Source organism: Klenkia taihuensis (genome assembly GCF_900112525.1).
GTDB classification, from domain to species: Bacteria; Actinomycetota; Actinomycetes; order Mycobacteriales; family Geodermatophilaceae; genus Klenkia; species Klenkia taihuensis.
Genome location: NZ_FOMD01000004.1, coordinates 296,168 through 321,619 on the forward strand (window position 1 = coordinate 296,168; position 25,452 = coordinate 321,619).

A 25,452-nucleotide genomic window follows, 5' to 3' on the forward strand; every position below is an offset into this window, starting at 1 on the left:
GCCCGTCAGTGCTGGTCCAGCGCCCACCTCAACGCCGACTCCACGTCGCCGTGGGTGAAGGTGAAGCCGGCCTCCATGAGCACCCGCGGCAGGGCACGCTGGCCGGCCAGCACCCCGAGCTGGGCGAACTCGCCCAGCACCGCCGACAGGGCGAAACCGGGCACCGGGAGCACGGTCGGCCGGTGCAGGACCCGCCCGAGTGCCTGGGTGAAGGCCGCGTTGGTGACCGGCTCGGGCCCGGTGAGGTTGACCGGGCCGGCGACGTCGGCGGTGAGCAGGAAGCGGATGGCGTCGACCTCGTCGCGCAGGCTGATCCAGGGCCACCACTGGTCCCCCGACCCCAGCTTCCCGCCGACGCCGAGCTGGAACAGCGGGCGGATCTTGGCCATCATGCCGCCGCGGGCGAGCACCAGGCCGGTGCGCAGGTGGGCCACCCGGATGCCGGCGGTCTCGGCCGGGGCGGTGGCCGCCTCCCACTGGACGCAGACGTCGGCGAGGAAGTCGCTGCCGGCCGGGCTGCTCTCGTCGAGCACCTGGTCCCCGCCGTCGCCGTAGAACCCGACCGCGGAGGCCGAGAGCAGCGCCCGGGGCCGGTCGGGGTCCGCCGCGGCGGCCTGGGCGAGCGCGGCGGCGACCGTGGCGGTGCTGTCGACCCGGCTGTCGACCACCTCGCGCTTGTAGGCGTCGGTCCAGCGCTTGTCCCCGATGCCGACACCGGCGAGGTTGACCACGGCGTCGACGTCGGCGAGCACGCCGTCGTCGAGCTGGCGGTGGGCGGGGTCCCAGCGGTGCTCGTCGGCGGTGCGGGGCGTCCGGCGCACCAGCCGGCGGACCTCGTGGCCGTCGGCCTGCAGGGTGCGGACGAGCTCGGTGCCGACCAGACCGGAGGAACCGGTCACCGCGATGCGCATGGTCTGGGTGGTCCTCCGGGTCGGGGGCGGATCAACGGCCCCAGCGTGCCCGCAACGGCGCCCGACGGCACCTCGGGCCCCGGCGGAGTCCGCCGGGGCCCGAGGTGGTGGTGCGGGGTCGGGTCAGTTGATCCCGAGCTCGCCGTGGAACGCGCCGGCCTCCAGCCGCTCCTTCACCGTGGTGAGGAAGCGGGCGGCGTCGGCGCCGTCGACGATGCGGTGGTCGTAGGACAGGGCCAGGTAGACCATCGAGCGCACGGCCACGACCTCGCCGAGGTCCGCGTCCTGGACGACGACCGCACGCTTCACGACCGAGCCGGTGCCGAGGATGGCGACCTGCGGCTGGTTGATGATCGGCGTGTCGAACAGGGCGCCCCGGCTGCCGGTGTTGGTCAGCGTGAAGGTGCCGCCGCCCAGCTCGTCGGGGGTGACCTTGTTCGTGCGGGTCCGCTCGGCCAGGTCGGCGATCTTCCGGGCGATGCCGGCGATGCTGAGGTCGCCGGCGTCCTGGATGACCGGGACGAGCAGACCGCGCTCGGTGTCCACCGCGATGCCGAGGTTCTCGGCGTCGTGGTAGGTGACCGTGCCGGCCTCCATGTCCAGCGAAGAGTTCACCGTCGGGTGCGCCTTGAGGGCCTCGACGGCGGCCTTCGCGAAGAACGGCAGGAACGAGAGCTTGACGCCCTCGCGGGCGGCGAAGTCGGCCTTGACCTGGTCGCGCAGCTTCGCGATACGGGTGACGTCGACCTCGACCACGGTGGTGAGCTGCGCGCTGATCTGCAGCGACTCCACCATCCGCTTGGCGATGACCGAGCGGAGCCGGGAGAGCTTCTCGGTGCGGCCGCGGAGCTTGGTGTCCGGGGCGGGCACCGAGGGGGTGGGCCGGGAGGCGGCCGGGGCCTGCGCAGCCGGGGCCGCCGGCGCGGCGGCGGGCGCCGAGGCAGCGGGGGCGGCGGACTCCGCCGCGGCCAGCACGTCCTGCTTGCGGATGCGGCCACCGACACCGGTGCCCGAGACCGACGCCAGGTCGACGCCGTGCTCGGCGGCCAGTCGCCGGACCAGCGGGGTCACGTAGGCGCCGCCGCCGTCGCCGGAGGGGGCCGAGGGCTGCGCCGGGGCCGCCGGGGCCTGCGGGGCGACCTGGGGGGCCGGCTGCGAGGTCGGCGACTGCGCGGGCAGCGCGCCGCTGGAGCCGTAGTCGGCGCCCGGGGTCTCCGAGGAGGTCTCGGCCTTGTCCGGGGTGGGCTGGGCCTGCGCGCCGTCGGACTGCTGGGCCGGCTGCTCGGCCTCGGCCGGCTCCGGGGCCTTCTCCTCGGCCGCGGGGGCGGACCCGCCGCCGCTGCCGCCGCCGATGACGGCCAGCTGCGCGCCGACGTCGACGGTCTCGTCCTCGCCGACCAGGATCTTGGTCAGCGTGCCCGCCGCGGGGGAGGGGATCTCGGTGTCGACCTTGTCGGTGGACACCTCGAGGAGGGGCTCGTCGACCTCGACGGTGTCGCCCTCGGACTTCAGCCAGCGGGTGACGGTGCCCTCGGTGACGCTCTCGCCCAGCGCCGGCATGGTCACCGGGGTGCCCTCGCCGGACCCGCCGTCGGACCCGCCGCCGGACCCACCGCCCGACGACGCCGGGGCAGGCTCGGGCTCCGGGTCGGCCTGCGGCTCCGGCTCGGGGGTGCTCTCCGGCTCGGGTGCCTGCTCGGCGGCGGGCTCCTCGGCGGGCGCGGACCCACCGCCGCCCTCGCCCTCACCGCCGATGACGGCCAGCTCCGCGCCGACCTCCACCGTCTCGTCCTCGGCGACCACGATCTTGGTCAGGACACCGGCCGCCGGCGAGGGGATCTCCGTGTCGACCTTATCGGTGGAGACCTCGAGGAGGGGCTCGTCGACCTCGACGGTGTCCCCCTCCTGCTTCAGCCAGCGGGTGACGGTGCCCTCGGTGACGCTCTCGCCCAGGGCGGGCATGGTGACGGACGTCGGCATCGAGTGCAGTTCTCCTCAGGTCAGGGGTGGGTCAGGGGGACGGTCGGGTCAGCTGTGCGAGTGCAGGGGCTTGCCGGCCAGCGCGAGGTGGGCCTCGCCGACGGCCTCGCTCTGCGTCGGGTGCGGGTGGATCAGGGAGGCCACCTCGTCGGGCAGCGCCTCCCAGTTGTAGATCAGCTGCGCCTCGGCCACGAGCTCGCCGACCCGGCTGCCGACCATGTGCACGCCGACGACGGGACCGTCCTTGGCCCGCACCAGCTTGACCGCGCCGGAGGTCTTGAGGATCTGGCTCTTGCCGTTGCCGCCCAGGTCGTAGTTGACGACCTCGACCTCGCCGAACTTCTCCTTGGCCTGCGCCTCGGTGAGGCCGACCGAGGCGACCTCGGGCTCGGAGTAGGTGACCCGGGGGACACCGGCGTAGTCGATCGGCACGACCGGCAGGCCGGCCAGCCGCTCGGCGACGAGGATGCCCTCGCCGAACCCGACGTGGGCCAGCTGCAGGGTGGGCACCAGGTCGCCGACGGCGGAGATGGTGGGCACGTTGGTCTGCATGTACTCGTCGACGAGCACGAAGCCGCGGTCCATGGCGACGCCGGCCTCCTCGTAGCCCAGGCCCTGGCTGACCGGGCCGCGGCCGACGGCCACGAGCACGATCTCGGCCTCGTAGGACTTGCCGTTCTCCAGCTCGACGGTGACGCCGTCCGAGCCCGGGGTGACCTTGGAGACCCGGCTGCCCAGCGAGAAGTCGATCTTGCGGCGGCGGTAGGCGCGCTCGAGCAGCTTGGAGGAGGCCTCGTCCTCCAGCGGCACCAGGTGGGGCAGGCCCTCGATGATCGTCACGTCGGCGCCGAAGGACTTCCAGACGCTGGCGAACTCGCAGCCGATGACGCCGCCGCCGAGGATGATCACCGAGCTCGGGACGCGCTCGAGCTCGAGGGCCTGGTCGCTGGTGATGACGGTCGTGCCGTTGATGTCGATGCCGGGCAGGCTGCGGGCGTAGGAGCCGGTGGCCAGCAGGACGTGCTTGCCCTCGTAGGTGGTGTCGCCGACGGCCACCGCGGTGGCCGAGACCAGCCGGCCCTCGCCCTCGACGTAGGTGATCTTGCGGCTCTTGATCAGGCCCTGCAGGCCCTTGTAGAGCTTGGCGGTGACGCCGCCCTTGTAGTCGTTGACCCCGGCCATGTCGATGCCGGCCAGCGAGGTCTTCACGCCGAACTGCTCGCCCTCGCGGGCGGAGTCGGCGACCTCGGCGGCGTGCAGGAGGGCCTTGGTGGGGATGCAGCCACGGTGCAGGCAGGTGCCGCCGACCTTGTCCTTCTCGATCAGCACGACCGACAGGCCGAGCTCGGCACCGCGCAGGGCTGCGGCGTAGCCCCCCGACCCACCACCCAGGATGACGAGGTCGGCGGTCTGGGTGGGTGCGCTCACGGGTTCTCCTCGGTGCGGGACGGCGCGGTCGGCGTCGGGCAGGTCATGCCCGGTCGACCTGGTGCGGGGGAGTGCGGTGCCCATCCTGCCACCTGTCGGGAACGCGTACCCGACCTGCTCCGTTGGCCCGCTGGGCACCGGAACGGGAGCCCCGCCCGCCCGGCGCGCACGCCGGTGGCGCTGCACGGGAGGAGCGTGTCGTGGGGTTCTTGGATCGACTGCGGGGACGCCGTCCGGCCAGCGGGCAGGGCGCCCGGGGCGACCGGCACGGCACGCTGGACCGGGCGTCGGGCAAGGCCGACCTCAGCCACGTCGAGCAGTTCGTCGCCACCCGGCGCGGCGTCGAGGGCTACGTCGAGCCGCGCACCGCGGTCACCGAGACGACCATCCTGCTGGTCGCCGCCGACGGCGAGTGGACCCGGCGACGGATCGCCGGGCCCGAGGTGGGCCGCAAGCTGTCCCGGGACCTGGGCATCCCGGTCTACGACGCCCAGGTCACCGGTTACCCGCAGCGGATGCGCGACTGGTCGGCCCGGCAGCAGGACAAGCTGGGCTGAACGGGCCACCCGGGCCCGGCCCTCAGTCGCCGATCAGGCCCTCGATGGTCGCCAGCAGGGTGCGCACCGGGACGCCGGTGCCGCCGACCGGGGTGAAGCCCCACGGCCGGCCGGTGTTGTAGGCCGGTCCGGCCACGTCGATGTGCGCCCAGGGCAGACCGGCCGGCACGAACTCGGCGAGGAAGTGGCCGGCGACCAGCATGCCGCCGAGCCGGTCCGGGTTGGCGTTCACGAAGTCGGCGGTGGCCGAGTCCAGGCCGCGGCGCAGCTCGGCCGGCAGCGGCATCCCCCACATCGGCTCGCCGACCCGGCTGCCCGCGGCGACCACCGCGTCGCGCAGGTCGTCGCTGCCCATGACGCCGGCGGTCCGACCGCCCAGGGCGACGGTCTGCGCGCCGGTGAGCGTGGAGGTCTCCAGCAGGTAGTCGGGGGAGTCCTCGGCGGCCCGCGCGATGGCGTCGGCCAGGATGATCCGGCCCTCGGCGTCGGTGTTGGTGATCTCGGCCTTCTTGCCGTTGCGGAAGGTGACCACGTCGGCGGGCCGGTAGGCGCTGCCCGAGGGCAGGTTCTCGGCGATCGGCACGGTGGCGGTGACGTCCACGGGCAGGCCCAGCTCGGCGACCAGGCAGACGGTGGCGATCACGGCCGCGGCACCGGCCATGTCGCTCTTCATGTCCTCCATCTTCAGCGCGGGCTTGATCGAGAGGCCGCCGCTGTCGAAGGTGATGCCCTTGCCGACCAGCGCCACCGACCGGCGGGCGCGGCGGCCGCGGTAGGACAGCCGCAGCAGGCGGGGGCCGCGGGTCGAGCCGCTGCCGACGGCCAGGACGCCGCCGTAGCCGCCGGCGGCCAGCTGCTCCTCGTCGAGCACCTCGACCGACAGCCCGGCCTTCTTCCCGGCGGCCGCTCCGCGGGCGGCGAGCTCGGCGGGGAAGAGGTCGTTGGGCGGGGTGTTGACCAGGTCGCGGGTCAGCGCGACCGCGTCGGCGACCGCGCGCACCCGCGCCAGCGCCGACTTGGCCGCGCCGGCGTCGGGGACGACGAGCTCGAAGGCCCGGGGCGGGGCCGGCCGGTCGGCGGGCAGGTCGGACTTGTAGGCGGTGAACTCGTAGGCGCCCAGCAGTGCGCCCTCGCCCACCGCGTGCAGCCGCTCGTCGTCGGGCGCGCCGCCGACGGCGGCGAGCAGCGACACCACCGAGGCCCGGCCGGTCAGCGAGCGGGTCGCTGCACCGCTGGCGCGGCGCACGGCGTCGGAGCCGTAGCCGCCGTCCGCGCGGGGCGTCCCGAGGCCGGCCACCGCGACCACCGGGAACGGGCCCTGCCCGAAGGTGGCCAGCCGGGTGACCTCGTCCTCGCCGCCGCGGGCGCCGAGGTCGGCCAGCGCCCCCATCAGGCGACCGCCGAGCAGGCGGTCGACCGCCTCCGCGCCCGGGGTGGTGAGGGGGCCGTCGGGGCCCTTCCCGACGCCGACGACGACGGCGTCGCCGGTCAGCTTCTCGAGCGGGCGGTCGGTGGCGGAGATCGTCGGCGGCACCCCGCCACCCTAGGCGGGCCCCGCTACGGTCGCCTCCGTGACCGCCCTGACCTCGCCCCTGCACGAGCGCCACCTCGCCCTCGGCGCCAAGCTGGCCGACTTCGGCGGCTGGTCGATGCCGCTGGAGTACGCCGGGGGCGGGGTCATCGCCGAGCACACCGCGGTGCGCGAGGGCGTCGGCCTGTTCGACGTCTCGCACCTGGGCACGGGCACGGTCCGCGGGCCGGGCGCCGCCGCGTACGTCGACCGCTGCCTGACCAACGACCTGGGCCGGATCGGCCCGGGCCAGGCGCAGTACACGCTGTGCTGCCTGCCCGACGGGGAGGACCGGGCCGGCGGGGTCGTCGACGACCTCATCGTCTACCTGCACGCCGACGACGACGTGCTGCTGGTGCCCAACGCGGCGAACGCGGCCGAGGTCCTGCGCCGGCTGGCCGACGGGGCGCCCGAGGGCGTGGTCGTCGCCGACCGGCACACCGAGGTCGCGGTGCTGGCGCTGCAGGGCCCCCGGTCGGCCGAGGTGCTCGCCGCGGTCGGGCTGCCCGGTGCGCTGGACTACATGGGTTTCGCCCGCACCCCGGGCACCGGGGACGTCACCGTCTGCCGCACCGGCTACACCGGGGAGCACGGCTACGAGCTGCTCGTCGAGGCGGACCGGGCCGGGGAGCTGTGGGACGCACTGCTGGCGGCGGGGCAGACCGAGCAGATCCGGCCCTGCGGCCTGGGTGCGCGCGACACCCTGCGCACCGAGATGGGCTACCCCCTGCACGGCCACGAGCTGTCGCTCGACATCAGCCCGGTGCAGGCCCGGGCGGGCTGGGCGGTCGGCTGGCGCAAGCCCGCGTTCTGGGGCCGCGATGCCCTGCTGGCCGAGCGGGAGGCCGGTCCCGCCCGCCAGCTGTGGGGGCTGCGTGCCCCCGGCCGTGGCATCCCGCGCCCGGGCATGCAGGTCCTGGACGACGCCGGCGCGCGGGTCGGCGAGGTCACCAGCGGGACCTTCTCGCCGACCCTGCGCGCCGGGATCGCGCTCGCCCTGCTCGACACCGCGGCCCAGCCGGCCCCCGGTCTGGGGCTGGCCGTCGACGTCCGCGGCCGCACCTCACCGGTCGAGGTGGTCAAGCCGCCCTTCGTCGACTCGCACGTGCGCTGAGGGTCACCCGGTCTTCGCGGTCTCCTTCTCCTCCTTCGCCGGGGTCGGCGGCTCGGGCAGCTCGTCGGCCACCGTCGCCCGCCGGTCACCCATCGGGACAGGCTCGCCCTGGGTGGTGTCCTGCGCGGTCTGGTGCTCGGTCTCGGCGTTGATCTCCGCGCCGAGCAGGACCAGGAAGACGGTCAGCTGCAACCACAGCATCAGCACGACGACACCGGCGACGGCGCCGTAGGTGGCCGAGTAGGAACCGAAGTTGCTGACGTAGAAGCTGAACGCGACCGACACCACGATCCAGGCGACGGTGACCACGACCGAGCCGAGGGTGACCCAGCGGAACTTGGGTGCGTCCCGGTCCGGCGCCAGCCGGTAGAGGATGGCCAGCGCGCCGGCCATCAGGCCGAGGAGCAGCACCCACCGCAGCACCTGCGCGAGGATCGTGCCCACGATGCCCAGCGGCAGGGCGTCGAGGACGACGGGCGCCACGGCCACCAGCGAGACGGTCACCAGCACGAAGACGATCGCGCCGAGGGTCAGCAGCAGCGACAGCCCGCGGAGCTTGACGAAGCCGCGGGTCTCGACCTCGTCGTAGGCGATGTTGACCGCGGTGATCAGGTTGTTCACCCCGCCCGACGCCGACCACAGCGCCGCGAGGATGGAGATCACGAGGCTGACCGACAGCGCCCCGCTGTTGGCGCTGGCCACCGAGTCCAGCTGGGTCTCGATGATCGACAGCACTTCCTCGGGCACTGCGCCGCGCAGGCTCATGACCTGCTCCTGCACGGTGGCCGGTGACGCGACCAGGCCGTACAGCGAGATGGCCGCGATCAGCGTCGGGAAGATCGCGAGGAACCCGAAGAAGGCCACGCCGCCGCCGATGATCGGCATGTTGTCGGCCTTGTTCTCCGCCCACGCCCGCTTGAGGATCTGCTGCCAGCCCCGCTTGGGGATCTGGGTGGGGCTCTCGGCGTCCACCCCGGGCAACCGGGCCTGCTGGCCCTTCGCCTGCGGCGGGTCGGTCGCCGTCCGCCTCGGCCCGTGCTCCTGGGCGTGCTCGGCGGCCTCCCGGGCCGCCACCCGGCGGGCTGCCTTCTCCTCGACGCGCTGGCGGATGCGGTCCACCGCGCTGTCGGGGCGCTTGATGCCGTCCATGGTCGGACCTCCGTCAGTCGCCCGGCCAGGAGCCGGTCAGCTTGGTGAACGCCTGCGCGCCGAACCGGTCGACCGCGGCCTTGGTGACGGCGAAGATCGCGCCCTGGATGGCCGCCGCGAGCAGCACGTGCGACGTCCGGTACTCGCTCTGCAGGGCGCCCGGCGCGTCGTCCTCGCCGGCGATGCGCTTCCAGACGACCTTGAACACCCGGCCGGAGATGGCGCCCGCGGCGATGCCGGCGACGAGGCCGACCGGGCGGTAGGCGGCCTTCGCGCCGGCGCTCACCGGCGGGCCCGCCGCACGACCAGGGCCACCACGACCGCGACCAGGGCGACGCCGACGCCGATGACCACCGGCGGGTTCTCCCGGTAGGTCTCCACCGCGGTGTCCTTGGTGCGGGCGGCGGTCTCCTTGGCGCGCGAGCCGACGTCCAGCCGGTGGCTGAGCTCGTCGACGGTGGCCGCCAGCTGCTCACGGGTGGCCTCGATTTCGGCCTTGATCTCGTCAGGCTCGGTGGGGCCGGACACGTCCGGTGCTCCCGGGCCGTGGGCGCCCTCGGGTCGGCTGGTCATCGCGTGGCACTCCCCTTCACGGCGGCGACGTCGGCCTTGACGCTGTCGAGGGTGTCCGTCGGCAGCGGCGGCTTGGCGTCCTGCACGTCCTTCTTGCCCAGCAGCGCGAGCACGCCGGCGACGGCGAAGAGGACGACGGCGATGATGATCGCGGCCAGGTAGCCGGGCAGCACGTTCGCCAGCCCCAGGATCGCGGCGGTGATCAGGGCGTTGAGGCCGAGCAGCGCGACCAGTCCGGCGCCGCCGAACAGGCCCGCGCCGACGCCGAGCTTCTTGGCCTTGCCCTTGACCTCGGCCTGGGCGAGGCGGACCTCGTCGCGGACGAGCCGGGTGACCAGGTCGGGCAGCTCGCCGATCAGCTGGCCGGTCGAGGCCTGGGACGGGTCGGTGGGTGTGCGGGACGCACCGTGGGCCCCGGTGGAGCCGGTCATCGGACCTCCTGTGCGTGGGATGAGTTCGCACAGCCCCATGCCCGTCGTGATCAGGCGCCAACCCTGGGTATCCAGCACCGGACGGTCCCAGATCGGCACCGTCACTAGGGTGACCCGCATGACCTCGCCCACCGGTTGGACCTGGCGGCTGCTCGACGCGTCGGGGGCCGAGCTCGACCCGGCCGACCTGGACGTCGAGGTCCCGGTCGAGGACGCGCAGGCCGAGGCCGAGTCGTGGCTCGGGGAGCACTGGCGCACGCTGCTGGAGCGCGGCGCGGCCAGTGCCACCCTGCTGCGCGGGGACGCCGTGGTCTACGGGCCGATGGGCCTGTCGGCGTCCTGAGGGGTCAGCCCCGGCTGGTCTTGGCCGGGTCCCGCTCGACGACGTCGCCGAGCACCTCGTCGATGCGGGTCAGCACGTCGGCCGACAGCTCGACGCCGGCGGCCTTGACGTTGTCGTGCACCTGCTCGGGGCGGGTGGCGCCGATGATGGCCGCGGCGACGTTCCCGTTCTGCAGCACCCACGCCAGCGCGAGCTGGGCCATGGACAGCCCCAGGTCGTCGGCGATCGGCACCAGACCCTGCACCCGGGTCAGGATGTCGTCGGTCAGGTAGCCCTTCATCGAGCCGCCGGCGCTGGCGTGCCCACCCCGGCTGTCGGCCGGCGGCGCCTGGCCCGGCAGGTACTTGCCGGTGAGCACGCCCTGGGCGAGCGGGGACCACACGATCTGCGAGACGCCCTCGGCCTCGGACGTCGGGACGACCTCGGCCTCGATGACCCGCCAGAGCATGGAGTACTGCGGCTGGTTGCTGATCAGCTGGATGCCCAGGTCGCGGGCCAGCGCGGCACCGGCCGCGATCTCCTCGGCCCGCCACTCCGAGACACCGATGTAGAGCGCCTTGCCCGACCGGACGAGGTCGGCGAAGGCGGTCATCGTCTCCTCGAGGGGGACGGTCGAGTCGTAGCGGTGCGCCTGGTAGAGGTCGACGTAGTCGGTCTGCAGCCGGCGCAGCGAGGCGTGGCAGCTCTCGATGACGTGCTTGCGACCCAGCCCGCGGTCGTTGGCCCCGTCCCCGGTCGGCCAGTAGACCTTGGTGGCGATCTCCAGGGACTCCCGGCGCTGGCCGGCGAGCGCGCGGCCGAGCACGGACTCGGCCTTGGTGCCGGCGTAGACGTCGGCGGTGTCGAAGGTGGTGATGCCGGCGTCGAGGGCGGCGTGCACGCAGGCGTGCGCCGCGTCCTCCTCGACCTGGCTGCCGTGGGTCAGCCAGTTGCCGTAGGCGAGTTCGGTGATGTTCAGGCCGGAGCGGCCCAGTCGGCGTGTCTGCACGCCCCCGAACGTAGGCCCGGGCCCGGCGGGCTACACCTCGGCGCCGAGGCCGACCTGGGGCTTGGGGAACCGCCACCGGCGGACCATCGTGGCGCGGCTGATGCCGTACCAGACCAGACCCTTGGTGCGGGCGTTCGGGAACCGCTCGCCGACGACCTTCTTGATCCGCCGGCCGAGGACGAAGGAGTCGCCGATGATGACCAGGAAGAAGGCGAACCAGAGGAACACGGTGTAGCTCTGCACCGCCTGGTTCGGGATGAAGTAGCCGACCAGCACGAGCGCGGCGACGACCAGGAAGAGGCTGCCGGCGTTGCGCCGGGAGTCCACCACATCGCGGACCAGGCGCTTCTCCGGGCCGCGGTCGCGGGCGGGCAGTGCGCTGTCGTCCCCGCGCGCGGCGGCCTCGCGAGCGCTGCCGCGGTTGGCGGCCTGCTGTTCGCGCATCCGCTTGTAGGCCTCCTTGCGCGTGGTGGGCGGAGGCGGCGGGGGACCCTGCCGACGGCCCTGGGCCTCGCTGCGCTTGGGCGTGGGGCGGCCCTTGCCGACGGCGGTGAGCTGCTGGGCGGTCAGGTCGGCGGCCGGCTCCGGGATGGTCTCGGCGGGCCGGCGGCCGGGCAGGCGGAACTTCACAGCTGCGGAGTCTACGTGCCCGCCGGGGGTGCCCGACCCCGTCGAGTGATGTGCGCGGCACCCGGCCCGGGGGGTTCGCGCCGTACAGTGGGAAGCAGCTCCGCCACGGCGGTGTTGGTCTGATCAGATGCACCGGACCTCGATGTGGGAGGACAGAACATGACCGTGCAGGACACGACCGCCGCCACCGGCGTCATCCTGAGCGACCCGGCCGCGGCCAAGGTCAAGGCGCTGCTGGACCAGGAGGGTCGCGACGACCTGCGCCTGCGCATCGCCGTGCAGCCGGGCGGCTGCTCCGGCCTGCGCTACCAGCTCTTCTTCGACGAGCGCTTCCTCGACGGCGACCAGACCCACGAGTTCGGTGGCGTCGAGGTCATCGTCGACCGGATGAGCTCGCCCTACCTCGGTGGCGCGACCATCGACTTCGTCGACACCATCGAGAAGCAGGGCTTCACGATCGACAACCCCAACGCGGGCAGCTCGTGCGCCTGCGGCGACAGCTTCAGCTGACGTAGCCACGACGAAGGCCCGGCCCCCGCACGGGGGCCGGGCCTTCGTCGTCCCTACAGCGTCACGGGGTAGACGGTCTCGGGCACGTCGACGACGATCCGCTCCTCGACGAAGATGCCGTGCCAGACCATGAACACCAGCACCTCCCACAGCTGACGGGCGGTCCGCTTGTTCGGGGCCGCGCCCTGGGCCGCCGCCGCGCGGAGCCGCTCGAGCAGGCCGAGGACGACCTCGCGGTCGAGCCACTGCTGCGTCTGGCTGCTCATGACGACGTCCCGCGCCCAGTCGTGCAGCGGGCCGGCGAGGAAGTCCGCCGTCGGCACGGGGAAGCCGAGCTTGCGGCGGTCCATGATCCGCGGCGGCACGATCTGCCGCATCGCCTGCCGGAGGGCGTACTTCGTCGTCCCCGCCTGGGCGTGGGCCCGGCCACGGGGCGTGCGCATCCCCAGCGGGAGGGTCGCGGCGAGGGCGAACACCTCCGGGTCCAGGAAGGGCACCCGCAGCTCGAGGGAGTTGGCCATGGTCATCTTGTCGGCCTTGACCAGGATGTCCCCGCGCAGCCAGGTGAACAGGTCCACGTACTGCATGGCGGTGACGTCGTCGTAGCCCACGGTGCGGGCCTGCTCGTAGAGCGCCTCGGTGACCTGGACGTGGGACAGGTCGCGGTCCCGACCGGGCATGAGCGCGGCGAGCTCGTCGTCGCGCAGGTTGCGGGCGTTGCCGTAGTACCGCTGCTCCAGCGGGGTGGCGGCCCGGCGCAGCAGGTCCTGGCCGCGGACACCCTCGGGCAGCAGGCCGGCCAGCCGGGTCAGGGCCCGGCGCCCGGGGGCGGGCAGGTTCTTGGCCCACGACAGGCTCAGCGGCTCGCGGTAGATCGTGTAGCCGCCGAACAGCTCGTCGGCGCCCTCGCCCGACAGCACCACCTTGACGTGCTTGCGGGCCTCGCGGGCCACGAAGTAGAGCGGCACGAGCGCGGGGTCGGCGACCGGGTCGTCGAGGTACCAGACGACCTCGGGGATGGCGTCGGCGAACTGCTGCGCGGTGATCTCCACCGGGATGTGCCGCACACCCAGGATCGAGGCGGACTCCGCAGCGATGTCGACCTCGGACGTCGACTCGCGGGCGAACCCGACGGTGAAGGTCAGCAGGTCGGGGTTGTACCGGTGCGCCAGGGCGGCGATCGCGGTGGAGTCGATCCCGCTGGACAGGAAGGACCCGACGGTGACGTCGGCGCGCATGTGCTTGGCGACCGAGTCGTCGAGCACCTCGGCGATCCGGTCGTACAGCTCCTGCTCGCCGCCGGCGGGCACGGGACGCGGGGTGAACCGGGGGTGGAAGTACCGCTCGGTGCGCAGCTCGCCACCGGCCACGGTGAACCGGGTGCCGCTCTCGACCTTGCGGATGCCGCGGTGCAGGGTCGCGGGCTCGGGCACGTACTGCAGGGTCAGGTAGTGCTGCAGCGACGCCGGGTCGACCCCTCCGGCTGCCTCGGACCCGCCGAGCAGCTCGAGCAGGGCCTTCTTCTCGCTGCTGAACACCAGCCCGCCGTCGGCCAGGCGGGCGGTGAACAGCGGCTTGATGCCGAAGGGGTCCCGGGCGCCGAACGCCGTCCCGGTCTCGGTGTCCCAGATGACGAAGGCGAACATGCCGCGCAGCCGGGTGACCACGTCGGGACCCCAGTGGTGGTAGCCGGCGACGATGGCCTCGGTGTCGCCCTCGGTGGCGAACTCGGCGCCCAACGCGCGCAGCTCGGCGCGCAGCTCGACGTAGTTGTAGACCTCGCCGTTGAACAGGATGCGGTAGCGGTCACCGGCGTAGGGGAGGGGCTGCGGGCTGCCCTCGACGTCGATGATCGACAGCCGGTTGAACCCCAGGACGGCGTGGCCGTCGGCCCACACCGCGGTGTCGTCGGGGCCGCGGTGGTGCAGGCAGTGCAGCGCATGGCGGACGCCGTCGACCCGGGGCTGGTCGACCCGCTCGGCATCGGTGGACAGGTACGCGAGCAGGCCGCACATCAGGCAGAGGTCTCCGGGGGTCTGGGGGAGCGGAGCGGGTCAGACGCGCTCGCCGGCGCGGGTCCGGCGGGTCACGATGCGCTCGGCGACGAAGGACAGGAAGGGGACGGTGCCGGCGAGCAGCACGCCGAGGATGCCCTTCGCCGTCCACCGGGCGCGCAGCGCGAGGTCGAAGGCGGTGAGCAGGAAGACCGCGTAGAGGAACCCGTGCAGGGTGCCGATCACCTCGACGAGCCGGGGCTCGTCGGCGAGGTACTTCAGCGGCATGGCCACCAGCACCAGGACGGCGAGCAGGACGCCGACGACGTAGGCCATCACGCGGTAGCGCAGCAGAGCGGCCGGGATCCTGCGCTGCTCCCAGGTTTTGCCGCCGGGCTTCGGGGCGGTGGTGGGCTCAGCTGCCATCTCGACCTCGCAACGCCTTCTCGTTCAGCTCGGCCAGGTACCGGTTGTAGGCGGCGAGCTCGGGGTCGCCGGTGGTGTCGATGCGGGGACGCTGGTACAGCACGACCTCCTGGCCGGGCTCGTCCTCGTCGGGGTCGCGGTTCAGCTCGACCTTGACCATCTTCCCGTAGAAGAACAGGCCCATGAAGCCGTACAGCGGCCACTGCAGGGCGTAGCTCCAGTTGACCGCGCCGCCGCCGTTCTCCGCCTTGGTGAGCTGCCAGTAGCCCAGGAAGAAGGTGGCCACGAAGAGCACGGCCACCAGCAGGTGCAGGAGCACCCAGCGCGGGGTCAACAACCGGGGGAGCACGCCCCCGACTGTAACCGTCCACCCGGTGCCGACCGGCCGTCCGGACCCAGGTCACACCCGGTCCGACACCCGCCTGCCGGCGCCGTCGGCCAGGGGTCGCCGTCCCGGTGCGGTCGGCTACGCTCGCCCTGACTGTGGTCGAAGTGGGCAGGACCTGTCGGGACACCGTGCAGGCCGCCACCAGCCGGACCGCGCGGGGCACCTCGCGCGGAGGAACAAGGAGGCAGCGGGCAGTGGCTCGACGGAGCAAGCTCGCGCGGACCGCCGCGCTCGGGGTCCTGGCCGTGCTCACCCTCGCCGGGTGCGACCTGAACAACGAGTTCTGGCGGTTCGGGTGGCCCGAGGGCGTCACCGACCAGGCCGAGCAGATGCGTCACCTGTGGACCGGCTCGGTCATCGCGGCGCTGGTCGTCGGCTTCGCCGTCTGGGGCCTGATCTTCTGGTCGATGATCCGCCATCGGAAGCGCGGCGACGAGCTGCCGAAGCAGACGGCGTACAACCTGCCGCTGGAGATCGTCTACACGATCATCCCGTTCGTCATGATCGCGGTGCTGTTCTTCTACACCGTCGTCGTGCAGAACCGGGTCCAGGAGCGCAGCAACGACCCCGACGTGACGATCGCGGTCAACGCGTTCAAGTGGAACTGGCAGTTCGTCTACCCGCAGACCACCGAGTCCAACGGTGGCACGCCGGTCAGCACGACCGGGTCCAGCACCGAGATCCCGATCCTGGTGGTCCCGGTCGACCAGACCATCCGGTTCGAGGTCGCCTCGGCCGACGTCATCCACTCGTTCTGGGTGCCGGAGTTCCTCTTCAAGCTCGACGTCATCCCGGGCAACGAGAACGGCCGCGACAACGTCTTCGAGGTGACCGTCCGCGAGGAGGGCGCCTTCGTCGGCCGCTGCGCCGAGCTGTGCGGCACCTACCACGCGAACATGAACTTCGAGGTCCGCGCGGTGTCCGGTGAGGACTACGAGGCCTACCTGGACGCCCGCGAGGACGGCCTGTCGACCTTCGACGCCCTCGAGGAGATCGGTCAGCCCGGCGCGGCCACCACGACGCAGCCGTTCGACCAGCTCACCGAGAACCAGCAGCTCGACGCGGCCGGCAACTGACGTGACCCGTACCCGGACCCACCAGCGGGAGGACCGACCGTGAAGGTCGAAGCGCTCATCTTCAACCTGATCGCGCTGTTCGCGATCGTCGCGGCCGTGGTCTACGGCCTGTGGTCGCTGGAGCCGATCGGCACGACCGCGCTGGCGCTGTCCGGCGGCCTGCTGGGCCTGATCGGCGGGTTCTTCTGGTTCGTCTCCCGCCGCATCGACTCCCGGCCCGAGGACCTGAAGGACGCCGAGATCGCCGACGGCGCGGGCGAGCTGGGCTTCTTCTCGCCCGGCAGCTACTGGCCCTTCGGCCTGGCGCTGTCCGCCGCCCTCATGGGCCTGGCGCTGGCGTTCTTCTACCCCTGGCTGATCATCATGGCCGGCGCCGCGCTGATCATCACCATCGGCGGCCTGCTCTTCGAGTACTACACCGGGCAGAACGCGCACAGCTGACCCGCACCGCCCGGACCAGGGCCCCGTCCACACCGTGGACGGGGCCCTGTGTCGTCGTGGGCCTGCCGAGCGGGTGGCGGTGCCGCGGCGGCGCACCCCGGTCGCAGGGGTGCGGGCATGGACGGTCCTCTCTGCTGGGGCGAAGTCGCCATGGACCAGCCCGGCTGGTGAGCGCCCTGCAGGCGCTCCGCGGCCGGGCGGGCGGAGAGGTCGACGGCCCCGGCCCGGTACGCCAGCAAGCAGCCCGGGCTCGGGCGCGCCGGTGGGAGGGCGGCTCGGATCCGGCGCGCTGCAGCGCCGACCCGTGGCGCCACCCGACGCATCAGCCCGGTCCGTGGACTGGCGTTCCGGCCGTTGCGGCCGCCCACGAGAGAGACGGTTCCTGTCCCGGGCTCACCGTCGGCCACGGGCCGCGAGGTGTTCCTGCCGGTGACAGCCTCCTGTCCCCAGCAGGCCCAGGGGCCGGCTGGCCGGCGTGCCGTCCCGGGCGGACGCAGGGAGGCGGTGGGCCGGCTCGCAGGCGCCTACGCGTCCGCTCGCGGGCTGCCCGACGTCACGTGCACTCCAGCCGGCGGGGCCCACGACGCTGCACGGGCCCGGTGCGCGAAGCGCCGGCCGGCCCGGGCGGGGGAGCGGACCCGGAACGCACCAGGGCCCCGGCGGAGTCCGCCGGGGCCCTGGTGGGACGTGCTACCGCGTCAGTCGCGCGGGTCCTGCGGACGACCGCCCGCGGAGGGACGGCCACCCTCCGACGGGCGACCCGAGGTGACCTCGCGGTCGGCCTCGGCAGCCGCCAGGCCGCGACGCTCGCGCTGCGCCTCGAGCTCGACGTCCGCGGGCTGCTCGATGGGCTTGAAGAAGCCCTTCACCGCCCGGCGGGCACCGCCGACCTGGTTCATCCGCTTGGGCACCGGAGCACCCGCGTAGGTCAGCTGGCCGTGGCCGTGCTCGTCCACGGGGCCCAGCGGCTGGTGCACCTCGATGAACTCACCGCTGGGCAGCCGGCGGATGACACCGGTCTCGATGCCGTGCTCGAGCACCTCGCGGTCGTGCTTCTGCAGACCCAGGCAGATCCGGTAGGTCACCATGTAGGCGATCGGCGGCAGGACGACGCAGCCGATGCGTCCGAACCAGGTCATCGCGTTGAGGCTGATGTCGAACTTGTCGGCGATCAGGTCGTTGCCGCCCGACAGCCACAGCACGCCGTAGAACATCAGCGCCATGGCGCCGATCGACGTGCGGACGGGGACGTCGCGGGGACGCTGCAGCAGGTGGTGCGAGGCGTCGTCACCGGTCAGCTTGCGCTCGATCTGCGGGTAGAGCGCCAGCAGCGTGAACATCGCACCGGCGATGACGACGGTCGGCCAGAACAGCGCCGGGATCGTGTAGTCGCCGGGGAGGTTGATGTCCCACGCGGGGAACAGACGCGTCGACCCGTCCAGGAAGCCGATGTACCAGTCGGGCTGGGAGCCCGCCGACACCTGAGCCGGGTTGTACGGGCCCCACAGCCAGAACGGGTTGATCTGGACCAGCCCGGCCAGGCCGGCGCAGAGGCCGAACACGATGAAGAACAGCGCCGTCGCCTTGCCCGCGAAGGCGGGGAAGAGCCGGTTGCCGACCACGTTGTGCTCGGTGCGGCCCGGGCCGGGGAACTGCGTGTGCTTCTGCTTGATGAGCAGCAGCAGGTGCAGCGCGATCAGCGCGAGGATGATCGCCGGCAGGATCAGCACGTGGACGATGTAGAGCCGGCCGAGGATGACGTCGCCGACGTAGTCGCCGTCGAAGACCGCCCAGTGCACCCAGGTGCCGACGACCGGGATGCTCAGGATGATCGCCGAGACGATGCGCAGGCCGGTGCCCGACAGCAGGTCGTCGGGGAGGGTGTAGCCGGTGAAGCCCATGGCCAGGGCGAGCACCAGCAGGACCACGCCGATGCCCCAGTTGGTCTCACGGGGCTTGCGGAACGCACCGGTGAAGAAGATGCGCAGCAGGTGCACCACGATCGCGGCGACGAACAGCAGCGCCGCCCAGTGGTGGATCTGCCGGATGAGCAGACCGCCGCGGACGTCGAAGCTGATGCCCAGCGAGCTCTCGTAGGCGCGCGACATCTCGACACCGCGCAGCGGGGCGTAGATGCCCTCGTACTCGGTCTCGGACAGCGACGGGTCGTAGTAGAACGTGAGGAACGTGCCCGACAGCAGCAGGATCACGAACGAGTAGAGGGCGATCTCCCCGAGCAGGAACGACCAGTGGTCGGGGAAGACCTTGTTCAGCGTGCGCCGCAGGGGACCGGCCACGATCAGCCGGTCGTCGACCTCCGACGCGGCCTTGCTGATCCTGGGCGCCGGCTGGTTCGGCGTGATCGTTGTAGCCATCAGATCCGCTCTCGGTTCCAGTAGGTGGGTCCGACTGCCTCAATGTAGTCGCTGCGCGCGACGAAGTACCCCTCGTCATCCAGCGTAATCGGCAGTTCCGGCAGCGGCCGGGTGGCCGGCCCGAAGACCGGCTTGGCACCCTGGATCACGTCGAACTGCGACTGGTGGCACGGGCACAGGATGCGGCTGGTCTCCTGCTCGTACAGCGACACCGGGCAGCCGGCGTGCGTGCAGATCTTGGAGTAGGCGACGTAGTCGCCGTAGCCGAAGTCGGCCTGGCCCTCACGCGGCTGCAGCAGCGACATCTGCTCGGGCCGCAGCCGGATGAGCATCGTGGCGGCGTCGGCGGCCAGGTTGCCACCCGGGACGGCCGGGAAGACCGTCTCCAGCGACCCGGGCTCCTGGTCGCCGGGGCGCACCGGGGAGCCGTCCTGGCGGACCAGGCGGACGCCCTCGGCCCACTCCGTCGTGCCCAGCGGGTTGCCCTTGTTGGGGTTCTTGATGAGGCCGCCGAGCGGGGCGATGAGCACCAGGCCCAGTGCGCCACCGGCGAAGCCGAGGCTGCGGCCGATCATCTTGCGCCGCGGGAAGCCGACCCGGTCGACCCCGCCCATCAGGGTGGCGGCGGTGGTGGTCCGGTCGAAGTGCGAGCCGTCGTGCTTGTCCTGCACGGCCGTCTCGTGCGGCAGCAGCTTCTTGACGAACAGCACCATGCCGACACCGAGGAAGATCAGCGCACCGCCCATGCCCACCCCGAGCAGCGGGGTGTACAGGGCGCTCCAGCCGTTGTCGTCCGAGGCCCACTGCCAGTCCGGCAGGAACCAGCCGGAGCCGAAGTACACGACGGCGAAGGCCAGGGCGAACAGACCGGCGATGCCGAAGGCCATCGACACCTGCCGCTCGGCCTGCTTCTCCAGCGCGGAGCCCGGAGCCGGCGGCGGGTCGACGTGCAGCACCTCGACGCCGTCGTAGCGGGCGCCCAGCCGGTTGAGCTCCTCGCGGTCCATGCCCGCGAGCTGCTCGGGGGTGTAGTCCTCGTCGGGGCCGCCGTGCAGCGGGCCCGCCTCGTCCTCGGGCCGGGAGCCGGCCCGGTCGTCCTTGCTCACGCCTTCGTCCCCATCCAGAAGATCCCGAACAGCAGGGCGCCGATGCCGACGACCCAGATCACCAGACCCTCGGAGACCGGGCCGGCGCGGCCGATGCCGGCGCCACCGGGGTCGGCCTGCTCCTTGAGGGTCTGCACGTAGTCGATGATCGAGCGCTTCTCCTCCGGGGTCAGCTGGTTGTCCCCGAACACCGGCATGTTCTCCGGGCCGGTGAGCATGGCCGCGTAGATCTCCATGTCGTTGGCGTCCTCGAGGCTCGGCGCGGCCTTGCCCGAGGAGAGCGCGCCGCCCTCGCCGACGAAGTTGTGGCAGCTGGCGCAGTTGAGGCGGAACAGCTCGCCGCCCTCGGCCAGGTCGCCCTCGCGCAGGTCACCCGACGGGAGGGTCGGCCCGCCGCCGTTGGCCTGCACGTAGGCCATCAGCTGCTCGATCTCGGCGTCGCTGAAGACCGGGGGCTTGCGGGCCGCGTCGGCCTCCTGGCGGACCAGCGGCATGCGGCCGGTGTGCACCTGGAAGTACACCGAGGCCTCGCCGACCCCGATGAGGGACGGGCCGCGGTCCTGGACACCCTGCAGGTTCGAGCCGTGGCAGCTGATGCAGCTGCGCTCGTACAGCGCCTGGCCGGCGGCCTCGGCGCTGGACTGGGTGGTGGCCGCGTCGTCGGCGGCGTTGGCCGGGGCGATCGCGGAGTAGCCGACACCGGTGAGCACGAGCGCGGCCATCAGGCCGGCCACGTTGGTCATCCGGCGACGCTGCTTCGAGCGGCGCCGGGCCCGGGCGGCGGAGGCGGGCGACCCGGCGGACCGGCCGCCGAAGCGGGCGCGCAGACCGGCGAAGCGGCCCTCGGTCGTCGGGGCGTCGGAGGAGGGGTTCGTGGTGGACACCGGTTCCCTAGCGGATCAGGTAGATCGTGGCGAAGAGCCCGATCCACACGACGTCGACGAAGTGCCAGTAGTAGGAGACCACGATCGCCGAGGTCGCCTGCGCCGGCGTGAAACGGCCCATCGTGGACCGCATGAGCACGAAGACGAAGGCGATGAGACCGCCGACGACGTGCAGGCCGTGGAAGCCGGTCGTGAGGAAGAAGACCGACCCGTAGGTGGAGGAGGAGATGGTCGTGGCGTGCTCGGTCACCAGGACGCGGTACTCGTTCGCCTGGCCGAGGACGAAGACCAGGCCCATGACGAAGGTGATGGTGAACCAGCGCCGCAGGCCGTAGACGTTGCCCTGCTCGGCCGCGAAGACACCGAGCTGGCAGGTGATCGACGACGCCACGAGGATGGTCGTGAAGACCACCGCGTAGGGCAGGTCGAGCTCGGTGGGCGGCGGGGGCCACGGTTCGCCGGCCCGGGCCCGGGCGGTGAAGTACATGGCGAACAGCCCGGCGAAGAACATCAGCTCGCTGGCGAGCCAGATGATCGTGCCGACGCTGACCATGTTCGGTCGGGTCAGGGAGTGCACCCGCGAGGTGTCGAAGGTGCTGCTCGCCACGGGGGCCGTTGTCACAGCGCCATCATGGCATCGCGACAGGCGTCGGACGAGCGCGGGTGCAAGGGCGTGGCGAACCCGGGAGGCGCCCGGGAACCGGGTACCGCGCATCCGCCCCGCCTGGCGCGGACATCGGCCCCGGCGACCGCCGTCGGCGACCGCCGCGGGCGTGGCCGGTGGCCCGGTCCGGGCCGCCGTCGTGACCTGACCGTGATCTCCGGGCCCGGTCGCCGGACGGTCCGCCCGGTGCCGGCGGGCACTAGGGTCGCTGGCGTGAGCGACGCTGCTGCACCGGCCGGGACGGGACCGCGCACCGTGCTGGTCTTCAGCCACCGGCCCGAGGTCCGCGACGCCGTCCGCACGGCGGTCGGCACCCACCCGTCGGCCGACGTCGGCCCGGTGCGGTGGCTGGAGTGCTCCACCGGGGCCGAGGTCGTCGCCGCGGTGGACCGTGGCGGGGTCGACCTCTGCATCCTCGACGGCGAGGCCCAGCCCACCGGCGGCCTGGGCATCGGCCGCCAGCTCAAGCACGAGGTGGACGACTGCCCCCCGGTGCTGGTGCTCGTCGCCCGGCAGGCCGACCGGTGGCTGGCCCACTGGTCGATGGCCGAGGCGACCCTGACCCACCCGGTCGACCCGCTCGTGGCCCCGCAGACGGTCGCCGGGCTGCTGCGCGACCGGGCCGGGCGCCCCGCCGTGCGCGGCCGCGCAGGATGAGCGGCCCCACCCCAGCCGCGCCCACCGCCCCCGCCGCGCCCAGCTGGCGGGACCTGCTGTCCCGGCTGATCGCCCGGCAGGACCTGTCCGAGGACGACACGGCCTGGGCGATGCGCGAGATCATGACCGGCGAGGCCACCCCGGCCCAGGTGGCGGCCTTCGCGGTGGCCCTGCGGGCCAAGGGGGAGGCCCCCGCCGAGGTGGCCGGCCTGGCCGCCACGATGCTCGCGCAGGCCACCCCGGTCCGGCTGCCGCACGACTGCGTGGACATCGTGGGCACCGGCGGCGACGGCGCGCACACGGTGAACATCTCGACCATGGCCGCGGTGGTGGCCGCCGCGGCCGGCGTCCCGGTGGCCAAGCACGGCAACCGGGCCGCGTCGTCGTCCTCCGGGTCCGCCGACGTGCTCGAGGCGCTCGGGGTGGTCATCGACCTGCCCGCCGCGGGCGTGGTGCAGTGCGTCGCCGAGGCCGGCATCGGCTTCTTCTTCGCGCCGGTCTTCCACCCCGGTTACCGGCACACCGCGGCGCCCCGTCGCGAGATGGGCATCGGCACGGTCTTCAACTTCCTCGGCCCGCTGGTCAACCCCGCCCGGCCGGTCGCCGTGGCCATCGGCTGCGCCGACACCCGGATGGCCCCGGTGCTGGCCGCGGTGCTCGCCCGGCGCGGCAGCCGAGGCCTGGTCTTCCGCGGGGACGACGGCCTGGACGAGCTGACCACCGCCACCACCTCCGCGGTGTGGGTGGTGCGCGACGGCGAGGTCGTGCCCGACCGGGTGGACCCGGCCGCGCTCGGCCTGGCGGCACCGGGTCCGGATGCACTGCGCGGCGGGGACGCCGCGGCCAACGCCGAGGTGGTCCGCCGGCTCGTCGCCGGGGAGCCCGGGCCGGTGCGCGACGCCGTCCTGCTCAACGCCGCGGCCGCGCTGACCGCCTTCGACGAGCGCGCGGGCCGGTTGCACGACCAGCTCGCGGCCGGCCTGCAGCAGGCGGCGGCCGCCGTGGACGACGGCCGGGCCGCCGCCGTCCTGGACCGGTGGGCCCGGGTGAGCCAGCAGGCGCGCTAGTCGAGCCCGATGGAGAACGCCGACTCCAGGTCGTGCTGGGAGTAGGCCCGGAAGGCGATGTGGGTGCGGGTGTCGAGCACCCCGGGCACCTTGTTGATGCGGCCGGCGATGACGTCGGCGACGTCGTCGAACTCGCGCACGCGCACCAGCGCGATGAGGTCGGTGCCGCCGCCGGCGACGGAGTAGACCTCGCTGACGCCGTCGAGGTCGGCCAGGGTGGCGGCGACCTCGCCGATCGAGTCGGTCGAGGCGTCGATGAGGACGATGGCGGTGATCACACCGGCGAGGCTAGCGCCGCCCGCCGGCCCCGACCCCCCGCGCCGCGCACCCGGTCGGGGCGGGCGCGGGTCGGGCCGCCGCCGTCGCGCTCGCCGAACGGGTCGCGGGCCGAGCGGCCGGCGTCGACCCGTTCCAGGAACCCGCGCAGACCGCCGGTGCCCGGCACCCGGCAGGCCAGCGTGCCGGTGACCTCGACCAGCCGGGTGCCCGGCTTCTCCATCCAGCGCAGCACCAGCTCGGTCTCCTCGACCGAGGCGGCCAGTTCGCCGGCGGGGGCGGTGACGGTCTCGGCGGTGGCCTTGAGCAGCTGCAGGTGCGTCCGCACCGGGGTGCCCCGCACCGCCACCCCGGCCGCGACCAGCCGGCCCCGGCGGATGACCGACAGCGCCCAGCCGCCGGCGCCGTCGGGCCGGGCGAGGGTCAGCTCGGGGACCTCGGCCAGCAGCGCCAGCCGCTGGCGCCGCCGCAGTGCCCGGACCAGGACCGCGACCCGGTCGCGCAGCACGGCGGCGTCCTCGAACCGGCCCAGGCCGGCCAGCCGGTCGACGCGGGCCAGCAGCGGCGCGCACAGCCGGCCCGGGTCGGCGGACACGGCGGTGGCGAAGACCTCGGCGGTGGCGGCGTACTCCTCGCGGCTCTGCGCCCCGGTGCAGGGCGCCCCGCAGCGGCCCATGCCGGCCAGGGCGCACCCCGGGTGGGTCGGCGAGGGGACGAGCCGGCCGCCGCACTGGCGCAGCGGCACCGCGTCGTGCACGGCCGCCACCGCGGCGTCGGCCGCGCGGCGGTCGGCGAACGGGCCGAGGAAGGTGCCGGTGCCGGGCACGACCCGGCGGACGACGGACAGCCGCGGGAACGGCTCGTCGGTCAGCCGCACCCACAGCACGCGCTCGGGGAAGCGGGACCGGCGGTTGTAGCGGGGCTTGTGCTGGGAGATAAGCCGCAGCTCGCGGACGGCGGCCTCCAGGTCGTGCGCGCAGGGCAGGGACTCGACCCGCTGGGCCAGGCCGACCATCTCGGTCATCCGGCTGCGCTGCTCACCGGCGGTGAAGTAGCTGCGCACCCGGGAGCGCAGGTCGGTGGAGGTGCCCACGTAGAGGGGCTCGTCGCCGGGGCCGCGGAAGACGTACACGCCGGGGCCGTGGGGCACGTGCTCGGCGAGGTGCCGCTTGCGCCGCCGCTCCGGGTCGACCTGGCGGGTCAGGCCGGTCAGCTCCTCCAGCGACGTGACCCCGAGCGGCCCCAGTCGTTCCAGCAGTCCGTGGAGCACGTCGACGGTGGCCCGGGCGTCGTCCAGCGCGCGGTGGGTGGGCGTGGTGCTGGCGGAGAAGAACGGCGCGAGGGTGCCCAGCTTGCAGTTGGGCACCTCGTCGCGGGTGAGCAGCCGGCGGGCCAGCACCGCGGTGTCGACGACGGCGGCGGGGGGCCAGCCGGTGCCGGCGGCCGCGCAGGCGGCCTTGAGGAAGCCGACGTCGAAGGGGGCGTTGTGCGCGACCAGCACCGCCCCGCGGGCGAACTCCAGGAAGTGCGGCAGCACCGCCTCGATGCGCGGCGCGGTGGCCACCATCGTGCTGGTGATCCCGGTGAGCACGCTGATGAACGGCGGGATGGCCCGGCCCGGGTCGACCAGCGTGCCGAACTCCCCGACCACCTCGCCGCCGCGCACCTTGACCGCGCCGATCTCGGTGATCGCGTCGGTCTGGGCGGAGCCACCGGTGGTCTCCAGGTCGACGACGACGAAGGTGACGCCGGTCAGCGGGGTGCCGAGGTCGTCGATGGTCGCCTGCGCGGAGCCGGCACCGCGGTGCCGGCGGAGGAGGGGACCGAGGGGGGAACCGATCACGGGGCGGACGCTAGGTGGGGGGTCCGACACTTCCTGCCCCGCCGCGCGGTCGGCCCGCGCACCCGGGCGGG

27 protein-coding genes are annotated in these 25,452 nt (G+C 73.4%); 8 read left to right on the forward strand and 19 right to left on the reverse strand.

Going from position 1 to position 25,452, the window contains the following annotated elements:
- Positions 1-5: 5 nt before the first annotated feature.
- The 3 genes from BM158_RS17355 to lpdA all read right to left on the reverse strand — a co-directional run bounded on the left by BM158_RS17355 (position 6) and on the right by lpdA (position 4,319).
- Entirely contained in the window at positions 6-911 is a 906-nt protein-coding gene (locus tag BM158_RS17355) for a TIGR01777 family oxidoreductase (RefSeq protein ID WP_091562288.1), read from the reverse strand.
- 123 nt (positions 912-1,034) lie between these two features.
- Positions 1,035-2,891, reverse strand: a complete 1,857-nt coding sequence (gene sucB / locus BM158_RS17360; protein WP_091562292.1) for a 2-oxoglutarate dehydrogenase, E2 component, dihydrolipoamide succinyltransferase — start codon at positions 2,889-2,891, stop codon at positions 1,035-1,037.
- Between the two features lie 48 nt (positions 2,892-2,939).
- The gene (gene lpdA / locus BM158_RS17365; protein ID WP_229827808.1) at positions 2,940-4,319 is read right to left on the reverse strand and encodes a dihydrolipoyl dehydrogenase; all 1,380 of its coding nucleotides are present in this window, start codon (positions 4,317-4,319) and stop codon (positions 2,940-2,942) included.
- 200 nt (positions 4,320-4,519) lie between these two features.
- On the opposite strand from lpdA, the gene BM158_RS17370 reads away from it, so the two are divergent.
- The gene (locus tag BM158_RS17370) at positions 4,520-4,876 is read left to right on the forward strand and encodes an oxidoreductase (RefSeq protein WP_229827807.1); all 357 of its coding nucleotides are present in this window, start codon (positions 4,520-4,522) and stop codon (positions 4,874-4,876) included.
- 22 nt (positions 4,877-4,898) lie between these two features.
- On the opposite strand, the gene BM158_RS17375 is transcribed toward BM158_RS17370, so the two are convergent.
- Positions 4,899-6,410 carry a leucyl aminopeptidase gene (locus BM158_RS17375; RefSeq protein WP_091562301.1) on the reverse strand — a complete coding sequence of 504 codons (1,512 nt, stop codon included), beginning with the start codon at positions 6,408-6,410 and terminating at the stop codon, positions 4,899-4,901.
- A 37-nt stretch (positions 6,411-6,447) separates the two neighbouring features.
- Between BM158_RS17375 and gcvT the strand changes: the two genes are divergently transcribed.
- A complete protein-coding gene (gcvT, locus tag BM158_RS17380; protein WP_091562305.1) occupies positions 6,448-7,560 on the forward strand; it encodes a glycine cleavage system aminomethyltransferase GcvT in 1,113 nt (370 codons plus the stop codon).
- Positions 7,561-7,563: 3 nt separating this feature from the next.
- On the opposite strand, the gene BM158_RS17385 is transcribed toward gcvT, so the two are convergent.
- Genes BM158_RS17385 through BM158_RS17400 form a run of 4 tightly spaced genes read right to left on the reverse strand, consistent with a single transcriptional unit; the run spans position 7,564 to position 9,713 of the window.
- Entirely contained in the window at positions 7,564-8,709 is a 1,146-nt protein-coding gene (locus tag BM158_RS17385) for a YihY/virulence factor BrkB family protein (RefSeq protein ID WP_091562309.1), read from the reverse strand.
- Positions 8,710-8,722: 13 nt separating this feature from the next.
- The gene (locus BM158_RS17390; protein ID WP_091562312.1) at positions 8,723-8,995 is read right to left on the reverse strand and encodes a DUF4235 domain-containing protein; all 273 of its coding nucleotides are present in this window, start codon (positions 8,993-8,995) and stop codon (positions 8,723-8,725) included.
- The gene (locus BM158_RS17395) at positions 8,992-9,282 is read right to left on the reverse strand and encodes a DUF3618 domain-containing protein (RefSeq protein WP_091562314.1); all 291 of its coding nucleotides are present in this window, start codon (positions 9,280-9,282) and stop codon (positions 8,992-8,994) included. The genes BM158_RS17390 and BM158_RS17395 overlap by 4 nt, the downstream gene beginning before the upstream one ends.
- Complete coding sequence (locus tag BM158_RS17400) at positions 9,279-9,713, reverse strand: phage holin family protein (RefSeq protein ID WP_091562317.1); 435 nt, start codon at positions 9,711-9,713, stop codon at positions 9,279-9,281. The genes BM158_RS17395 and BM158_RS17400 overlap by 4 nt, the downstream gene beginning before the upstream one ends.
- Before the next feature lie 118 nt (positions 9,714-9,831).
- Here BM158_RS17400 and BM158_RS17405 point away from each other — a divergent pair, with 118 nt between their 5' ends.
- The gene (locus tag BM158_RS17405) at positions 9,832-10,056 is read left to right on the forward strand and encodes a hypothetical protein (RefSeq protein WP_091562320.1); all 225 of its coding nucleotides are present in this window, start codon (positions 9,832-9,834) and stop codon (positions 10,054-10,056) included.
- A gap of 4 nt (positions 10,057-10,060) precedes the next feature.
- On the opposite strand, the gene BM158_RS17410 is transcribed toward BM158_RS17405, so the two are convergent.
- Both BM158_RS17410 and BM158_RS17415 read right to left on the reverse strand, forming a co-directional pair.
- The gene (locus BM158_RS17410) at positions 10,061-11,044 is read right to left on the reverse strand and encodes an aldo/keto reductase family protein (protein WP_091562322.1); all 984 of its coding nucleotides are present in this window, start codon (positions 11,042-11,044) and stop codon (positions 10,061-10,063) included.
- A 30-nt stretch (positions 11,045-11,074) separates the two neighbouring features.
- Positions 11,075-11,674, reverse strand: coding sequence for a DUF3043 domain-containing protein (locus tag BM158_RS17415; RefSeq protein WP_091562326.1), 600 nt, complete (start codon positions 11,672-11,674; stop codon positions 11,075-11,077).
- A 159-nt stretch (positions 11,675-11,833) separates the two neighbouring features.
- Here BM158_RS17415 and BM158_RS17420 point away from each other — a divergent pair, with 159 nt between their 5' ends.
- The gene (locus tag BM158_RS17420; RefSeq protein ID WP_091064115.1) at positions 11,834-12,184 is read left to right on the forward strand and encodes a HesB/IscA family protein; all 351 of its coding nucleotides are present in this window, start codon (positions 11,834-11,836) and stop codon (positions 12,182-12,184) included.
- Between the two features lie 53 nt (positions 12,185-12,237).
- Here BM158_RS17420 and asnB read toward each other — a convergent pair whose 3' ends face one another.
- The 3 genes from asnB to BM158_RS17435 are packed head-to-tail and all read right to left on the reverse strand — an operon-like array spanning position 12,238 to position 14,953.
- Positions 12,238-14,199 carry an asparagine synthase (glutamine-hydrolyzing) gene (gene asnB, locus BM158_RS17425; protein WP_091562330.1) on the reverse strand — a complete coding sequence of 654 codons (1,962 nt, stop codon included), beginning with the start codon at positions 14,197-14,199 and terminating at the stop codon, positions 12,238-12,240.
- Positions 14,200-14,238: 39 nt separating this feature from the next.
- Positions 14,239-14,604, reverse strand: coding sequence for a DUF3817 domain-containing protein (locus BM158_RS17430; protein ID WP_091562332.1), 366 nt, complete (start codon positions 14,602-14,604; stop codon positions 14,239-14,241).
- Positions 14,594-14,953, reverse strand: a complete 360-nt coding sequence (locus BM158_RS17435; protein ID WP_091562335.1) for a metalloprotease — start codon at positions 14,951-14,953, stop codon at positions 14,594-14,596. The genes BM158_RS17430 and BM158_RS17435 overlap by 11 nt, the downstream gene beginning before the upstream one ends.
- A 233-nt stretch (positions 14,954-15,186) precedes the next feature.
- Here BM158_RS17435 and ctaC point away from each other — a divergent pair, with 233 nt between their 5' ends.
- On the forward strand, positions 15,187-16,068 hold the full coding sequence (gene ctaC / locus BM158_RS17440; protein ID WP_091562338.1) for an aa3-type cytochrome oxidase subunit II: 882 nt from the start codon (positions 15,187-15,189) through the stop codon (positions 16,066-16,068).
- A gap of 39 nt (positions 16,069-16,107) precedes the next feature.
- Positions 16,108-16,509 (forward strand): cytochrome c oxidase subunit 4, encoded by a 402-nt coding sequence (locus BM158_RS17445; RefSeq protein WP_091064131.1) that lies wholly within the window; start codon positions 16,108-16,110, stop codon positions 16,507-16,509.
- Positions 16,510-17,207: 698 nt separating this feature from the next.
- Here BM158_RS17445 and qcrB read toward each other — a convergent pair.
- From qcrB to ctaE, 4 genes are read right to left on the reverse strand one after another with little or no spacing between them, the layout of a single operon-like run.
- A complete protein-coding gene (gene qcrB / locus BM158_RS17450) occupies positions 17,208-18,884 on the reverse strand; it encodes a cytochrome bc1 complex cytochrome b subunit (RefSeq protein ID WP_091562341.1) in 1,677 nt (558 codons plus the stop codon).
- The gene (qcrA, locus tag BM158_RS17455) at positions 18,884-19,990 is read right to left on the reverse strand and encodes a cytochrome bc1 complex Rieske iron-sulfur subunit (RefSeq protein WP_229827806.1); all 1,107 of its coding nucleotides are present in this window, start codon (positions 19,988-19,990) and stop codon (positions 18,884-18,886) included. The genes qcrB and qcrA overlap by 1 nt, the downstream gene beginning before the upstream one ends.
- Positions 19,987-20,874, reverse strand: a complete 888-nt coding sequence (gene qcrC, locus BM158_RS17460) for a cytochrome bc1 complex diheme cytochrome c subunit (protein WP_207506720.1) — start codon at positions 20,872-20,874, stop codon at positions 19,987-19,989. The genes qcrA and qcrC overlap by 4 nt, the downstream gene beginning before the upstream one ends.
- 7 nt (positions 20,875-20,881) lie before the next feature.
- On the reverse strand, positions 20,882-21,481 hold the full coding sequence (ctaE, locus tag BM158_RS17465) for an aa3-type cytochrome oxidase subunit III (protein ID WP_322789675.1): 600 nt from the start codon (positions 21,479-21,481) through the stop codon (positions 20,882-20,884).
- Between the two features lie 270 nt (positions 21,482-21,751).
- Here ctaE and BM158_RS17470 point away from each other — a divergent pair, with 270 nt between their 5' ends.
- Positions 21,752-22,195, forward strand: coding sequence for a response regulator (locus BM158_RS17470; protein ID WP_091562348.1), 444 nt, complete (start codon positions 21,752-21,754; stop codon positions 22,193-22,195).
- Complete coding sequence (gene trpD, locus BM158_RS17475; RefSeq protein ID WP_091562351.1) at positions 22,192-23,262, forward strand: anthranilate phosphoribosyltransferase; 1,071 nt, start codon at positions 22,192-22,194, stop codon at positions 23,260-23,262. Before BM158_RS17470 ends, trpD begins: the two co-directional genes overlap by 4 nt.
- On the opposite strand, the gene BM158_RS17480 is transcribed toward trpD, so the two are convergent.
- Together BM158_RS17480 and BM158_RS17485 are read right to left on the reverse strand one after the other, a co-directional pair.
- Positions 23,259-23,540, reverse strand: a complete 282-nt coding sequence (locus tag BM158_RS17480; RefSeq protein ID WP_091562355.1) for an Lrp/AsnC family transcriptional regulator — start codon at positions 23,538-23,540, stop codon at positions 23,259-23,261. The genes trpD and BM158_RS17480 overlap by 4 nt on opposite strands.
- A complete protein-coding gene (locus BM158_RS17485) occupies positions 23,537-25,381 on the reverse strand; it encodes a DEDD exonuclease domain-containing protein (RefSeq protein ID WP_109504863.1) in 1,845 nt (614 codons plus the stop codon). Before BM158_RS17485 ends, BM158_RS17480 begins: the two co-directional genes overlap by 4 nt.
- Positions 25,382-25,452: the final 71 nt, after the last annotated feature.

Coding starts and splice junctions, on each gene's coding strand:
- BM158_RS17355 (WP_091562288.1), bottom strand. CDS start 911: ATGCGCATCGCGGTGACCGGTTCCTCCGGTCTGGTCGGCACCGAGCTC.
- asnB (WP_091562330.1), bottom strand. CDS start 14,199: ATGTGCGGCCTGCTCGCGTACCTGTCCACCGATGCCGAGCGGGTCGAC.
- BM158_RS17385 (WP_091562309.1), bottom strand. CDS start 8,709: ATGGACGGCATCAAGCGCCCCGACAGCGCGGTGGACCGCATCCGCCAG.
- BM158_RS17430 (WP_091562332.1), bottom strand. CDS start 14,604: ATGGCAGCTGAGCCCACCACCGCCCCGAAGCCCGGCGGCAAAACCTGG.
- BM158_RS17420 (WP_091064115.1), top strand. CDS start 11,834: ATGACCGTGCAGGACACGACCGCCGCCACCGGCGTCATCCTGAGCGAC.
- sucB (WP_091562292.1), bottom strand. CDS start 2,891: ATGCCGACGTCCGTCACCATGCCCGCCCTGGGCGAGAGCGTCACCGAG.
- trpD (WP_091562351.1), top strand. CDS start 22,192: ATGAGCGGCCCCACCCCAGCCGCGCCCACCGCCCCCGCCGCGCCCAGC.
- BM158_RS17395 (WP_091562314.1), bottom strand. CDS start 9,282: ATGACCAGCCGACCCGAGGGCGCCCACGGCCCGGGAGCACCGGACGTG.
- qcrB (WP_091562341.1), bottom strand. CDS start 18,884: ATGGCTACAACGATCACGCCGAACCAGCCGGCGCCCAGGATCAGCAAG.
- BM158_RS17405 (WP_091562320.1), top strand. CDS start 9,832: ATGACCTCGCCCACCGGTTGGACCTGGCGGCTGCTCGACGCGTCGGGG.
- BM158_RS17400 (WP_091562317.1), bottom strand. CDS start 9,713: ATGACCGGCTCCACCGGGGCCCACGGTGCGTCCCGCACACCCACCGAC.